The sequence below is a fragment of the Rhodovulum viride genome (assembly GCF_003265965.1).
In the GTDB taxonomy this organism is placed as follows: domain Bacteria; phylum Pseudomonadota; class Alphaproteobacteria; order Rhodobacterales; family Rhodobacteraceae; genus Rhodovulum; species Rhodovulum kholense.
On sequence record NZ_MUAV01000004.1, the window covers coordinates 45664 to 59425 of the forward strand.

Below are 13762 nucleotides of genomic sequence, written 5' to 3' on the forward strand. Positions count from 1 at the left end.
GTCTCTCCTCGCTCAGGCGTTCTGCGGCGCCGTGTCGGCGTAGATGTCGGTGTAAAGCTCGTCGAGCGCCGGCTCGGGGCTTTCCTTGGCGAACTCGGCAGCCTCGTTCACGACGGCCTTGATCTCCTTGTCGATCTCTTTCAGCTCGTCCTCGGTCGCGTGCTTGCCCTGCAGGATCAGCTCGCGCACATGCTCGATGGCGTCGCGTTCCTCACGGATCTTCTGCACCTCCTCGCGCGAGCGGTACTTGGCCGGGTCCGACATCGAGTGGCCGCGATAGCGGTAGGTCATGATTTCCAGGATATAGGGCCCCTTGCCCGCCCGGCAGTGGGCGACGGCCTTTTCGCCCGCGGCCTTGACCGCCAGCACGTCCATCCCGTCGACCGCCTCGCCCGCGATGCCGTAGGAGGCGCCGCGTTCCCAGAAATCGGGGCTCATGGTCGAGCGCTTGACCGAGGTGCCCATCGCGTACTGGTTGTTCTCGATCACGAAGATCACCGGCAGCGACCAGAGTTGGGCCATGTTGTAGGTTTCGGCGACCTGACCCTGGTTGGCGGCGCCGTCGCCGAAATAGGTGAAGGTGACGCGGCCATTGTCCTTGTACTTGTCCGAGAAGGCCAGCCCCGCGCCGATCGGCACCTGGGCGCCGACGATCCCGTGGCCGCCATAGAAGTGGCGCTCCTTCGAGAACATGTGCATCGAGCCGCCCTTGCCCTTGGAATAGCCGCCCTCGCGCCCGGTCAGTTCGGCCATCACTCCCTTGGGGTCCATGCCGCAGGCCAGCATGTGGCCGTGGTCGCGGTACGAGGTGACGCGCTTGTCGCCCTCTTCTGCCGCGGCCTCAAGCCCGACGACGACCGCTTCCTGGCCGATGTAAAGGTGGCAGAACCCGCCGATCAGCCCCATGCCGTAAAGCTGGCCGGCCTTCTCCTCGAAGCGCCGGATCAGCAGCATCTCGCGGTAAAAGGTCAGCAGTTCTTCCTTGGAGGTGTTCGGTTTTGCGGGCGGTTTTCGCGTGGCCATCGGGCGGCGCCTCCCATGCGCAGAAATGGTTTAACGTTAAACGAAAATATATCAGAGCGGTTCCAAGATTGCGAGGGCTTTTTGCCCGCGCCCGGCGGGCGGGCCGGTTTCGGCCCGAGGTGAAGGCCCGAGGAAAAGGCCGGAACAACAGGCCAGACCAAAAGGCCGGAGTAAGCGGGCGGGGATAAGGCGCGCGGCCGCTCAGCGCACGACGATTTCGTCGGCGCGGATCAGGCCCAGGACGCTGCGGGCGCGTTCGTCGAGAAGGTCGAGGTCGAGATAGCCATCCGACAGCCGCCGGGTCTTGTTCGAGACGGAGTCGAGTTCGGCCTCGAGCGCGGCCTTCTGGGCTTCGAGTGCGGCGGCATCGGCCTCGATCTGGATCCGGCGGAACAGGCCATAATCGCCCTGCACCGCGGCGAAGGTGAAATACATCGCCAGCGAGAAACTGATCCCGATATAGACGAGCGCCCCCCAGGCGGGGCGCAGACGCGCCGCGGTCATGACCCTGCCCCTGCTTGCCGCGCGACAGGCGCGGTCCGCCGCAGTCTAGGGCAAGCGAATCGGCTTGTGAAACGAAAAGTCGGCGCCGCCCATCACAATGACGGCGGCCCGGGCGGGCCGCCGTTCAAGGCTGTCGATCAAACGGGGCGGCCCTGCGCCCGCAGGTCAATCCTCAAGCGCGGCGACGCCCGGCAGGGTCTTGCCTTCCATCCATTCGAGGAAGGCGCCACCCGCGGTCGAGATATAGCTGAACTTCTCGGCCGCGCCCGCGCCGTTCAGCGCCGCGACCGTGTCGCCACCACCCGCGACCGACACCAGCAGTCCGGCTTCGGTCAACTCGGCCGCCTTGGCCGCCGCCGCGTTGGTGGCGGCATCGAACGGGTCGATCTCGAAGGCGCCGAGCGGGCCGTTCCAGATCAGCGTCTTGCACTTGGCGAAGACCTCTTCGATCTGCTCGACCGACTGCGGCCCGGCATCCAGGATCATCGCATCCGCCGGGCAGGCATCGGCCGGAACCGTCTCGTTCACCGCGCCCGCGCGGAATTCGCGCGCCACCACCACATCGACCGGCAGCACGATCCGACAGCCCGCGGCATCGGCCTTGTCCTTGATGTCGCGTGCGGTGCCGGCCATGTCATGCTCGCAAAGCGACTTGCCGACATTGATGCCCTGGGCAGCAAGGAAGGTGTTGGCCATGCCGCCGCCGATCACAAGAAAGTCGACCTTTCCGACGAGATTGCCCAGCAGGTCGAGCTTGGTCGAGACCTTGGCCCCGCCCACCACGGCGACGAGCGGCCGCGCCGGGTTGCCCAGCGCGCCTTCCAGCGCGGTCAACTCGGCCTCCATCAGCCGTCCCGCGCAGGAGGGCAGCAGCTTGGCGATGCCTTCGGTCGAGGCATGCGCCCGGTGCGCGGCCGAGAAGGCGTCGTTCACATAGATGTCGCCAAGGGCGGCCATCGCGGCAGCCAGCGCCGGGTCGTTCTTTTCCTCGCCCTCGTGGAACCGGGTGTTTTCCAGCAGCAGGATATCGCCCTCGCTCAGCGCGGCGACGGCCTGCTTGGCGGGCAGCCCGATGCAGTCATCGGCGAAGATCACGCCGCGGCCGAACGCCTCTTCCAGCGCGGGCAGGGTGATCTTGAGGCTCATCTCGGGCACGACCTTGCCTTTGGGCCGGCCGAAATGGGCCAGCAGCACGGGCTTGCCGCCCGCCTTCAGGATGTCCTCGACGGTCGGCTTGATCCGCTCGATCCGCGTCGCGTCGGTCACCCGGCCATCCTCGACCGGTACGTTGATGTCCACCCGGACCAGGACCACCTTGCCGGCAAGGTCCATGTCGTCGAGGGTCTTCCAGGGCATGCGTCGTCCTCCCGAAGGGCTCACGTTGGCGTTAATTCGCCCGAAGTGCCGGAAAGGTCAATGGCCGGTCCCCTCGGCGCCTCTTTTCATCGCCTTTCCGCCGCACTAGTGTCTCGGCCCGACAGAGATCCCGAGGAGGAACCGGCGATGACCGAGATCAAGGACCCCGAGAACACCATCATCATGGAACTGAAGGGGGGCCGCGTCGTGATCGCGCTTCTGCCCGAGGTCGCTCCGAAACATGTCGAGCGGATGAAGGCGCTTGCCCGGGCCGGGGACTATGACAATGTCGTGTTCCACCGCGTGATCGAGGGCTTCATGGCCCAGACCGGCGATGTCGAGCACGGTAATGCCGAAAAGGACTACAACCCCGGCCGTGCCGGGACCGGCGGGTCCGAAATGCCCGACCTGCCCGCCGAATTCTCCAAGCTGCCCCATGACCGCGGCACGCTGGGCGCGGCGCGGTCCTCGAACCCGAACTCGGCCAACTCGCAGTTCTTCATCAACTTCGCCGACAACCATTTCCTGAACGGCCAGTACACCGTCTATGGCCGCGTCATCGAGGGCATGGAACATGTCGACGCCATCACCCGGGGCGAGCCGCCGGCCAATCCCGACCGCATGATCAGCGTTAAGGTCGCCGCCGATGCGTAACCTTCTGGTCGCGCTGCTCTGCACCCTGGCGGGACCGGCGCTGGCGACCGGTCTCGACATCCAGGTGGCGGGAGAGGGGGCGAACGGCACCGTCCATGTCGAGCTGCTGGACGATGTGGCGCCCAACCACGTCCAGCGGATCGTCGAGCTGGCCCGCGAGGGCGCCTATGACGATGTCGTCTTTCATCGGGTGATCGACGGCTTCATGGCGCAGACCGGCGATGTCGAATTCGGCAAGCTCGGCATGGACATGCGGCGCGCGGGCACCGGCGGGTCGACCCGTCCCGACCTCAAGGCCGAATTCTCGGACGTGCCCTTCGAGAGGGGCACGGTCGGCATGGCGCGCTCGGCCAACCCGGATTCGGCCAATTCGCAATTCTTCATCATGTTCGCCCCGGCGCCGCATCTGAACGGTCAGTACACGGTCGTCGGCCGGGTGACGAAGGGCATGGACGTGGTCGACGCGATCAAGCGCGGCTCGGGCCGGAACGGCGAGGTCATGGGACAGCCCGATCGCATGGTCAAGGTGAGCGTGACCGACTAAGCTCTTCTTCCGCGTGCGAAAACAGGGGCGGGGCCTGCGGGCTCCGCCTTTTTTGCGACCGAGAGGCCAAATCCGGCTTCCGGCTCGCCGGGCTGTCACGGATCTGTTAACTCTGCCGGGTAGCGGGAAGGCATTTGAGACCTTGCCGGGGGGCCACCAATGAAACGGATTCTTCTTCTGACGACGATGGGCGTGCTGGCGGGGCCGGGACTGGCCCTGGCCAACTGTACGCCGGACAAGCCGGATGCGGGCGATGTCGTGTTCTGCATGGGCGCCGATACCGACGGCTTTTCCGACGGCTCGGACGATCTGACCGTCTATGTCCAGGCCGGGGCGTCGGTCGCGCCCGCGGCGGCCGACACGGACGCCGTCAAGATCAAGGGCGACGGCAACACGCTGCTGAACAGCGGCACCATCGACGGCAGCGATGACGCGGTCGTGGCGGGCGACGATCTGACCCTGAACAATGACGGCACGATCCGCGCGGCCGATGACGGTGTCGATACCGAGGGCCATGACGGGCTGACCCTGACCAATACCGGGCTGATCGAAACCCCCGGCAAGGCGGTCAAGGCGGGGCCCGACGACGACGACGCGGGCGGCAACGGCCTGACGCTGGTCAACACGGCCGGGGCGGTGATCCGCTCGACCGGCAACGAGGGGATCGAGACCGGCAACGGTGCCGACATCACCAACAAGGGCACGATCGAGGGCTTCGACGACGCCATTCAGGTCGGCGAGAACGCGACCATCGTCAATTCGGGGCTCATCGCCAATATCCAGAACCCCGGCGACAGCGACGATCCGCAGGACGCCATCGACATCGATTCAGGCTATATCCGCAACGAGGCGACCGGGGTGATCCGCTCGACCGTCGATGCCGCCATCGACTTCGACCCGGGCACCGGGGCGGGGGTCATCGACAATTTCGGGCTGATCTCGGGCACCGTCGCGGTCGAGACCGACGAGGCCGTGACCCAGGACATCGCGGTCTACAACTCGGGTACGCTGATGAGCACGCGCGACGGTGCGGCCAACCCGACCGGGCTCGCACTGCAGCTGCGTGCGGGCAACGATGTCTTCGTCAGCCTCGAGGGCAGCAGCGTGATCGGCGGGGCCGAATTCGGCGCGGGCGACGATGCCTTCGATCTGATCGGCCCCTTCTCGGGCGTCTTCGGCGGCGCGGGGGCGCTGTTCGACGGCGGCGAGGGGCAGGACCAGTTCTCGGCGCTCGACTATGCCTTCGACATGCTGACCGCGACGCTCAAGGGCTCGATCCTCGGGCTGAGCTTCGAGAACGGGGCCGACAGCTTCTCGGTCGCGCTGACCGGGTTCGAGATCTTCAACTTCAAGGACGCGTCCTATGGCTATGACGCCATCGCCGCCATTGCCCAGCCGGCGCCGGTGCCGCTTCCGGCCGGCGGCGTGCTGATCGTCAGCGCGCTGGCGGGGCTGGGGCTGCTGCGCCGCCGCCGCTAAGCGGGCAGGGGCCGAAACGAAAAGCGCCGCGCGGACAGTCCCCGCGCGGCGCCTTTTTTCGGGACGGGCCTCCGGCTCAGTCGCCGAGCCGCACCAGTGCATGACGCTTCTTGCCCGCCGACAGCTTGATCGGCTCGGCCAGCATCGCGGCATCGACCATCAGCCCGGCATCGGTCAGCGGTTCGTCGTTCAGGCGGGCGCCGCCTTCGGCGATCAGCCGCTTGGCCTCCTTGCCCGATTTCGCAAGGCCCGCCCGGGTGATGAGCTGCACGACCGAAATACCCTCGGCCAGTTCGCCCGCGCTCAGCGCGACCGTCGGCAGGTCCTCGCCCACGCCGCCCTTCTCGAAGACCTCGCGCGCGGTCGCCTCGGCGGCTTCGGCCGCCGCCCGGCCATGGGCCAGCGCCGTGACCTCGTTTGCCAGCACGATCTTGGCATCGTTGATGGCGTTGCCTTCCAGCGCCCCCAGGCGTTCGCATTCCCTGAGGGGAAGTTCGGTGTAAAGCTTCAGGAACCGTCCGACATCGGCATCGGTGGTGTTGCGCCAGTACTGCCAGAACTCGTAGGGGCTCAGCATGTCGGCATTCAGCCAGACCGCGCCCGACTGGCTCTTGCCCATCTTCTTGCCGTCCGAGGTGGTCAGCAGCGGCGAGGTCAGTCCGAAGATTTCGGCATCCAGCACCCGGCGCGTCAGGTCGATCCCGTTGACGATGTTGCCCCACTGGTCCGACCCGCCCATCTGCAGAAGGCAGCCGTAGCGGCGGTTCAGCTCGAGAAAGTCGTAGGCCTGCAGGATCATGTAGTTGAACTCGAGAAAGCTCAGCGACTGTTCCCGGTCGAGCCGCGATTTCACGGACTCGAAGCTGAGCATCCGGTTGACCGAGAAATGCCGCCCGATATCGCGCAGGAAATCGAGGTAGTTCAGGCCGTCCAGCCATTCGGCATTGTTCAGCATCAGCGCGTCGGTCGCGCCCTCGCCGAAGGTGACATAGCTGGCAAAGACCCGTTTGATGCCCGCGATGTTGGCGTCGATCTGCTCGGGCGTCAGCAGCGGGCGTTCGTCGGCCCGGAAGGACGGATCGCCCACCTTGGTTGTGCCGCCGCCCATCAGGACCAGCGGCTTGTGGCCGGTCTTCTGCAGCCAGCGCAGCATCATGATCTGGATCAGGCCGCCCACATGCAACGACTTGGCCGTTGCATCGAAGCCGATATAGGCGGGCACCACTCCGGCAACCAGAGCCTCGTCCAGGCCCTGATAATCGGTGCAGTCGGCCAGAAAGCCGCGCTCGATCATCACGCGCAGGAAGTCCGATTTCGGGTGGTAGGTCATCGCCTCTTGTCCCTTGGGTTAAAGTTTCGCCGTGGTATATCGGCGGCAGACCGGGAGGGAAAGACCATGATCGACGGCGGGACGGTGCGGGTGCTGGGGACCATGTCGGGCACGTCGCTCGACGGGGTCGATGCGGCGCTGATCGAGACCGATGGCGAGACCCTCTTCGGCTTCGGTCCCAGCGCCTATCGCGCCTATGCGCCGGAAGAACGGGCGGTGCTGGCGGCGGCGCTGGGGCGCTGGCCGGGCGATCCGGGGGTGGCCGAGGCGGCGGGCGTGGTCGAGGCCGCGCATGCCGAGGTCATGGCGCGGATTGCGGGTGCCGATCTGGCAGGGGTGCATGGCCAGACGCTGGCCCATGATCCGGGCGGGCGCGGCACCCATCAGGCGGGCGATGGCGCGGTGCTGGCACGCGCGCTGGGCCTGCCCGTGGTCTGGGATTTCCGCAGCGCCGATGTCGCCGCGGGCGGGCAGGGGGCGCCGCTGGCGCCGTTCTACCATTTCGCCTGCGCGCGCCGGGCCGGGCTGACCGAACCGGTGGCCTTCCTCAATCTGGGCGGCGTCGGCAACCTGACCTGGGTCGATCCAGGCCGCGCGCGCCCCGAGGACGAGGGCGCGTTGCTGGCCTTCGACACCGGCCCCGCCAACGCGCCGATCGACGATCTGATGCGGGCGCGGCTGGGCCAGAGCTGTGATCGCGACGGCGCGCTGGCCGCCGCCGGGCGGGTGGACGAGGCGGTGTTGGCCTGGCTGCTGGAGCAACCCTATTTCCGCGCGCCGCCGCCCAAGTCTCTGGACCGGAACGCCTTTGCGGGGCTCTCGGACCGGGTCGCGGGGCTGAACGACGCCGATGCCGCCGCTACGCTTGTGGCCGTCGTCGCGGCCTCGGTCGCGGTCGGGCTCGAGGCGTGCCCGGTCCGTCCGACGCGGCTGCTGGTCACCGGCGGCGGGCGGCGGAACCCGGTCCTGATGCGGATGATCGCCGAACGCACGGGCCTTGCGGCCGAACCCGTCGAGGCGCTGGGGCTCGATGGCGACATGCTCGAGGCGCAGGCCTTCGCCTATCTCGCAGTGCGGGTGGCGCGCGGCCTGCCGACCTCCTGCCCTGGCACGACCGGGGTTGACCGGCCGGTCTCGGGCGGGCGGATCTCGACGCCCTGAGGGCGGCCGAAGCTCAGGCCCGCGGGATGTCGAAGCCGGGCGGGGCCATCTCGAACCCCTCGAAGCGGAAACCCGGGCTGACCGTGCAACTGACCAGCGTCCAGGCGCCCAGCGGGCGCGCGGCCTGCCAGTGACCGGCGGGCACGACGCCCTGGGGCCGCGCGCCCCGGGTCAGATCCGCCCCAAGGATCATCGGAACGGCCGGTCCTGCGTCGGTCGCCGACACGGTCAGTTCCAGCGGATCGCCCGCGTGATAAAGCCAGATCTCGTCGGCATCGACCCGGTGCCAGTGACTGCGTTGCCCCTCGGCCAGCAGGTAGTAGATCGCGGTTCCGGCGGGGCGGGTGCCGGGCGCGGCCTCGGCCACCCAGGTCTGGCGATACCAGCCCCCTTCGGGATGCGGGGCAAGCCCGAGCGTCGCGATGATCTCGTCCGCAGTCATGGCGTGAGCCTAGCGGGGCGGCGTCTGTGGGGGAAGCGGGTTCGCCGGCGGGCGGGCGGCGGATTTCGGCCAGCGGGTGCCGGTCATGCGTGTGGACCCCGAGAAGGGGACATGAAACCGCATGAGAAAGGTGCTAAGAGCACGTCCCATAGGCAACGGAAAACGCGCGGAAAATCTTCCGCCTGCTGCAAAATCTGAAACGGCGATCCCGTCAGGGGGTCGGCGGCGTTTTCCTGTTGTCGCCATGCAAGGGGACACAAGGATGAGCATGACCGAAGAGACCGATGCGCCCGAGCGGCGCGAAAACCTGTCGAACGACGATATTGTGTCGCGAATTCTAGGGTTTACCCTTTTCTGCATGGGGCTTTCCCGCGCCCCTGCGGATCAGGTCGCCCGCGGTCGTGGATGGCTGGACGAGATGGGCCAGCCGACGCCCGATGGGAAAGCCCTGATCGAAGCTCTGATGAGCCGCGATTCGGCCTACGGGGTCTACAAGTTAGTATACTGATGTAGACGGGGGCATGCAAGCCGGAACTGCGACGGCAGGTCGCGGGGCGGGCTGCGGCCAATTGGCAGCTGCCGGACAGGAAAAAGGCGCGTGCCCGGGGGCCGCGCCTTTCTTTTGTCATCGGGCTGTCGGGATCAGCCGCGCAGGATCGAGGTCCCCGCATATTCGGCGGTCTCGCCCAGCATTTCCTCGATGCGGATCAGCTGGTTGTATTTCGCCAGCCGGTCCGAGCGCGACAGCGAGCCGGTCTTGATCTGCCCGCAATTGGTGGCGACGGCCAGATCGGCGATGGTCGCGTCCTCGGTTTCGCCCGAGCGGTGCGACATCACGTTGGTATAGCGCGCGCGATGGGCCATATCGACGGCCTTCAGCGTCTCGGTCAGCGACCCGATCTGGTTCACCTTGACCAGCATCGAGTTGGCGACGCCGGCCTTGATGCCATCCGCGAGCCGTTTCGGGTTGGTCACGAACAGATCGTCGCCCACCAGCTGCACCTTGCCGCCCAGCGCGTCAGTCAGCAGCTTCCAGCCGTCCCAGTCATCCTCGGCGCAGCCATCCTCGATCGAGATGATCGGGTAGTCGGCACAAAGCTTCGACAGATAGTCCACGTTCTCGGCGGCGGTCAGGCTGAGACCCTCGCCCTTCATTTCGTATTTGCCGTTCTCAAAATACTCGGTCGAGGCGCAGTCGAGCGCGAGATAGATGTCCTCGCCGGGTTTGTAGCCCGCCTTCTCGATGCTTTTCAGGATGAAGTCGAGCGCGTCGCGGGTCGAGTTCAGCGCGGGGGCAAAGCCGCCCTCGTCGCCGATGGCGGTGTTGTGGCCCGCGGCGGCCAGTTCCTTCTTGAGAGTGTGGAAGACCTCGGACCCCATGCGCACGGCGTCGCGGATCGTCTCCGCGCTGACCGGCATGATCATGAATTCCTGGATGTCGATGGGGTTGTCGGCATGTTCGCCGCCGTTGATGATGTTCATCATCGGCACCGGCAGGATGCGGGCCGAGGTGCCGCCCACGTAGCGGTAGAGCGGCTGGGCGGTGTAATCGGCAGCGGCCTTGGCGGCGGCCAGCGACACGCCGAGGATGGCGTTGGCGCCGAGGCGGCCCTTGTTCTCGGTGCCGTCGAGCTCGATCATGGTGGCGTCGATGGCGACCTGCTCGGTCGCGTCGAAGCCCACCAGCGCCTCGGCGATCTCGCCGTTGACGGCGGCCACGGCGTCCAGCACGCCCTTGCCCATGTAGCGGGACTTGTCGCCATCGCGGCGTTCGACGGCCTCATGGGCGCCGGTCGAGGCACCCGAGGGCACGGCGGCCCGGCCCATGGTGCCGTCCTCGAGGATCACGTCGACCTCGACGGTGGGGTTGCCGCGGCTGTCGAGGATCTCGCGGCCGATGATGTCGATGATGGTGCTCATGGGGGGGCAGTCCCTTTCTAATGCACGAAGAAAAACTCGGGCCGAGTTCTAGCGTCCGGCGCGGCGAAGGGAAAGGGTGCGTTCGCGCCAGAGGGTATAGAGCCCCGAGGCGATGATGACCGCGGCCCCGATCAGGGTCAGTGTATCGGGGCGCTCGCCGAAGGCCAGCATGGCGATGACAAGGGCGAAGATCAGCCGCGTGTAGCGGAACGGCGTCACCACAGCGACATCGCCGACGCGCATGCCCTCGACGATGGCGTAATAACCCGCGACCCCCATCACCAGGGCGCCGAACAGCGAGATGGCCTCGGCGCGGTCGATCGCCACGGGGGCCTGGCCGAGCCCCATCATCACCAGCCCCACCGGCACCAGCATGAAGAAGCCATAGGCCGAAAGCTGCAGCGAGCCCACATTGCGCGGCGTGGCCCGGGTCGCGAGATCGCGCAACGCCAGCCCGAAGACCGCAACCACCGCGAAGATCGAGGCGGGCTCGAACCCGTCGAGCCCGGGGCGCACGACGAGAAGAACGCCGAGAAAACCGACAGAGATCGCGGTCCAGCGCCGCCAGCCGACCTGCGCCCCCATGAACAGCGCCGCGCCCAGTGTGACGGCTAGGGGCGTTGCCTGCAGGATGGCCGAGGCCGAGGCCAGCGGCGTCAGCGCGATGGCGGTGACATAGCAGAGCGTGCCGACGATCTCGCCGAAATTGCGCAACAGGACCGGGCGGCTCAGAAGCGCCCGCGACCAGAGCCGCTGCCCGCGTCGCAGCGCCATCAGCGAGAAGATGACGCCGCCGCCCAGCCCCAGAAGCGTGAGGATCTGCCCGATCGGCAGCGTCGCGGCCACGGTCTTGACGAACATGTCCTCAAGGGCAAACGCGGCCATTGCCGCGACCATCAGCACGATGCCGCGCATGTTGTCCATTTTTCAGGCGTCCTCAGGAAAGGGTGTCGGTCCCGATTATCGGCCCGAAGCGCCAGAGGAAAGTGAAATCGCCCTTTGTCCGGCCCGTCTGGCAGCGCCCGGGATCAGAGCCAGCGCAACAGCCGGAACAGCGCCAGAAGCCCGAGAGCCAGGACCACATTGGCCGCCGAGAGCAGGGCGAAGGCCCAGGGGTTGGCGGTGCCGGGCATGCCCGCGACGTTCACCCCGAAGAGCCCGGTCAGGAAGCCCAGCGGCAGGAAGATCGCCGCCACCACCGACAGCACATAGCCGTTGCGGGCCATGACCGTGCCGCGCAGGCCTTCCAGATGGTCATGCAGCGCCACCAGCCGGGCGGTCACCGCGTCAAGCTCCTCGACCGTGCGTGCGGCGCGGTTGGCGCTTTCGCCCAGAAGGATGCGCGCCTCGGCGTCGATCAGCGCGGTCTGCCCTTCTGACAGCCGCCCCAGTGCCTCGCGCTGCGGCCCGGCATGGCGGCGCAGCCGGATCGCCTTGCGCCGCAGGGGCGCGAGGTCGACGGCGCGGTCCTCTTCCTCGCGCTCGAGGATCGCCTCCTCAAGCTCGTCGGTCAGGTCCTCTAGCTCGACCGAGACCGCCTCGAACCGGTCGGTCAGGCCCTCGGCGATCTCGGCGAGGAAGGCGCCGGGGCTTGGCGGTGCGGTCCCGGCCGCGGCCGCGCGGCGCAGATCGTCGAGCGCAAAGACCTTGCTGCGGCGCACGCTGACCACCAGCCCCGGCGCGACCCAGATCCTCAGCGAGACCATGTCCTCGGGCTCGGCGCCTGCGTTGAGGTTGACGCCCCGCAGGTTGACGATGAGCCCGCCCTCGAGCGGGGTGCAGCGCGGGCGAGTTTCGGTCTGGAGAATGGCCTCGGCCGCGACGGCGGGCAGATGCGCCTCGGTCCAGTCGGCGAGCGCCGGATCGGCCAGCGCGAAATGCAGCCAGCGCCAGGCGGCGCCGGGGCCGGGGGTCGCGGCGGGCCAGGCTTCGGCGATCGGCCGGGCGGTGCCATCGGGGCCGATGTCGAAGGCGGCCAGAGGGTGGGGCGGGACGGGGTTCATGGCTAGACCAGTTTGGGTTCGCGGCTGAAGCGGCGGGCGAGCGCGCCGACCGACAGCCCCTGCACCAGGATCGAGAAGACCACGATGACATAGGTTGCGGTCAGGATCAGAGGTTTCCAGTCGCTGTCGGGCAGGCTCAGCGCCAGCGCGACCGAGATCCCGCCCTTGAGCCCGCCCCAGGTCATGATCGGGATGGTGCCGCGTTCAAAGCCCTGGCGCCGCCCGATCAGCAAGACCGGGACCGCGACCGACACCAGCCGCGCGGCCAGCGACAGCGCCACCGCCGCGACCAGCGTCTCGATCCCGTCAAGATCGAAGGCGACCGCGAAGACCTCGATCCCGATCAGCAGGAACAGGACCGCGTTGAGGATCTCGTCGATCATCTTCCAGAAGGCATCGACATATTTCCGGGTCTCGTCCGACATGCCGTATTTCATGCCGACATGGCCGATCATCAGCCCGGCCACCACCGCCATGATCGGCGCCGAGACCCCGGCCGCCACCGCCAGTTCGTAGCCCCCGAAGGCCAGCGCCAGGGTGATCAGCACCTCAAGCGCATAGTCGTCGATCCGGCGCATCACCCGGAAGGTCAGCCAGCCCAGCACGCCCCCCAGCAGCGCGCCGCCCACCGCCTCGCGCAGGAACAGCATCGCCGCTGCGGCAACCGCGTTTCCGCCCTCGGCCGCGCCATGGGCGCCATGGGCCGCCGGGAAGGCCAGCCCGATCAGGATCAGGAAAACCACATAGGCCACCCCGTCGTTGAAGAGGCTCTCGCCGGCGATGGTGGTTTCCAGCGACCGGCTGAGCCTGGCCGCGCGCAGCACCCCCAGCACCGCCACCGGGTCGGTCGGCGAGACGACGGCGCCGAAGACCAGCGCCACCAGAAGTGGCATGCCGGTCAGCCAGGAAAAGCCCACGCCCACCACCGCGACCGACAGCGCGACGCCGATGGTCGCCATCACGAAGACGCTCAGCGCCTGGGCGCGCAGATCCTCGACCTTCACATGCAGCGCGCCCGCGAACAGCAGCAGGCCCAGCATGCCTTCCAGCAGCGCGTCGGAAAAGTCGATCCCCAGCACCAGATCGCGCAGTCCGCTGCCGATTCCGAGCCCCGGCACCAGCGCATCGAGCGCCATCGCGGCCAGCGAAACGATGAGCGCGACCAGCAGGATGCCGATGGCCTGGGGCAGGCGGAGGACGAAATAGTTGATGGTGCCGAAAAGTGCGGCCAGCACGATCAGCAGGGAGGCGAGTTGAAGAGGCGGCATGCCGGGGTCCAGGGGTCGTTGAGGGGACGCAGTCGGGGACCATGGCTAGCCCGATCCCCGCACGGGGCAAAGCGGAAA

At 67.6% G+C, this 13762-nt stretch carries 14 protein-coding genes; 5 read left to right on the top strand and 9 right to left on the bottom strand.

Annotated elements, in window-relative coordinates; all coding sequences use genetic code 11:
• Positions 1 to 12: 12 nt before the first annotated feature.
• The 3 genes from pdhA to BYZ73_RS04285 form a co-directional block, all read right to left on the bottom strand.
• On the bottom strand, positions 13 to 1023 hold the full coding sequence (pdhA, locus tag BYZ73_RS04275; protein WP_112315029.1) for a pyruvate dehydrogenase (acetyl-transferring) E1 component subunit alpha: 1011 nt from the start codon (positions 1021 to 1023) through the stop codon (positions 13 to 15).
• Positions 1024 to 1224: 201 nt separating this feature from the next.
• A complete protein-coding gene (locus BYZ73_RS04280; RefSeq protein ID WP_108026063.1) occupies positions 1225 to 1527 on the bottom strand; it encodes an FtsB family cell division protein in 303 nt (100 codons plus the stop codon).
• Positions 1528 to 1692: 165 nt separating this feature from the next.
• Entirely contained in the window at positions 1693 to 2883 is a 1191-nt protein-coding gene (locus BYZ73_RS04285) for a phosphoglycerate kinase (RefSeq protein WP_108026065.1), read from the bottom strand.
• A 147-nt stretch (positions 2884 to 3030) separates the two neighbouring features.
• Here BYZ73_RS04285 and BYZ73_RS04290 point away from each other — a divergent pair, with 147 nt between their 5' ends.
• The 3 genes from BYZ73_RS04290 to BYZ73_RS04300 all read left to right on the top strand — a co-directional run bounded on the left by BYZ73_RS04290 (position 3031) and on the right by BYZ73_RS04300 (position 5560).
• Positions 3031 to 3537 carry a peptidylprolyl isomerase gene (locus tag BYZ73_RS04290; protein ID WP_108026067.1) on the top strand — a complete coding sequence of 169 codons (507 nt, stop codon included), beginning with the start codon at positions 3031 to 3033 and terminating at the stop codon, positions 3535 to 3537.
• Positions 3530 to 4081, top strand: a complete 552-nt coding sequence (locus BYZ73_RS04295; RefSeq protein WP_112315030.1) for a peptidylprolyl isomerase — start codon at positions 3530 to 3532, stop codon at positions 4079 to 4081. The genes BYZ73_RS04290 and BYZ73_RS04295 overlap by 8 nt, the downstream gene beginning before the upstream one ends.
• Positions 4082 to 4240: 159 nt before the next feature.
• Complete coding sequence (locus BYZ73_RS04300) at positions 4241 to 5560, top strand: VPLPA-CTERM sorting domain-containing protein (protein WP_108026071.1); 1320 nt, start codon at positions 4241 to 4243, stop codon at positions 5558 to 5560.
• A 76-nt stretch (positions 5561 to 5636) separates the two neighbouring features.
• Here the strand turns inward: BYZ73_RS04300 and tyrS are convergent, their stop codons facing one another.
• A complete protein-coding gene (tyrS, locus tag BYZ73_RS04305; protein WP_112315031.1) occupies positions 5637 to 6890 on the bottom strand; it encodes a tyrosine--tRNA ligase in 1254 nt (417 codons plus the stop codon).
• Between the two features lie 66 nt (positions 6891 to 6956).
• Between tyrS and BYZ73_RS04310 the strand changes: the two genes are divergently transcribed.
• On the top strand, positions 6957 to 8051 hold the full coding sequence (locus BYZ73_RS04310) for an anhydro-N-acetylmuramic acid kinase (RefSeq protein WP_112315032.1): 1095 nt from the start codon (positions 6957 to 6959) through the stop codon (positions 8049 to 8051).
• A gap of 13 nt (positions 8052 to 8064) precedes the next feature.
• Here BYZ73_RS04310 and BYZ73_RS04315 read toward each other — a convergent pair whose 3' ends face one another.
• Positions 8065 to 8493, bottom strand: coding sequence for a cupin domain-containing protein (locus BYZ73_RS04315; protein WP_112315033.1), 429 nt, complete (start codon positions 8491 to 8493; stop codon positions 8065 to 8067).
• Positions 8494 to 8755: 262 nt separating this feature from the next.
• Here BYZ73_RS04315 and BYZ73_RS04320 point away from each other — a divergent pair, with 262 nt between their 5' ends.
• Positions 8756 to 9001 (top strand): hypothetical protein, encoded by a 246-nt coding sequence (locus BYZ73_RS04320; protein WP_146746255.1) that lies wholly within the window; start codon positions 8756 to 8758, stop codon positions 8999 to 9001.
• A gap of 134 nt (positions 9002 to 9135) precedes the next feature.
• Here BYZ73_RS04320 and eno read toward each other — a convergent pair whose 3' ends face one another.
• The 4 genes from eno to BYZ73_RS04340 form a co-directional block, all read right to left on the bottom strand.
• Positions 9136 to 10413 (bottom strand): phosphopyruvate hydratase, encoded by a 1278-nt coding sequence (gene eno, locus BYZ73_RS04325; RefSeq protein ID WP_112315035.1) that lies wholly within the window; start codon positions 10411 to 10413, stop codon positions 9136 to 9138.
• Positions 10414 to 10461: 48 nt separating this feature from the next.
• Positions 10462 to 11337 (bottom strand): DMT family transporter, encoded by an 876-nt coding sequence (locus BYZ73_RS04330; protein ID WP_112315036.1) that lies wholly within the window; start codon positions 11335 to 11337, stop codon positions 10462 to 10464.
• 104 nt (positions 11338 to 11441) lie between these two features.
• Positions 11442 to 12416 (bottom strand): zinc transporter ZntB, encoded by a 975-nt coding sequence (locus tag BYZ73_RS04335; RefSeq protein ID WP_112315037.1) that lies wholly within the window; start codon positions 12414 to 12416, stop codon positions 11442 to 11444.
• 2 nt (positions 12417 to 12418) lie between these two features.
• The gene (locus BYZ73_RS04340; protein WP_108026087.1) at positions 12419 to 13684 is read right to left on the bottom strand and encodes a cation:proton antiporter; all 1266 of its coding nucleotides are present in this window, start codon (positions 13682 to 13684) and stop codon (positions 12419 to 12421) included.
• Positions 13685 to 13762 lie beyond the last annotated feature (78 nt).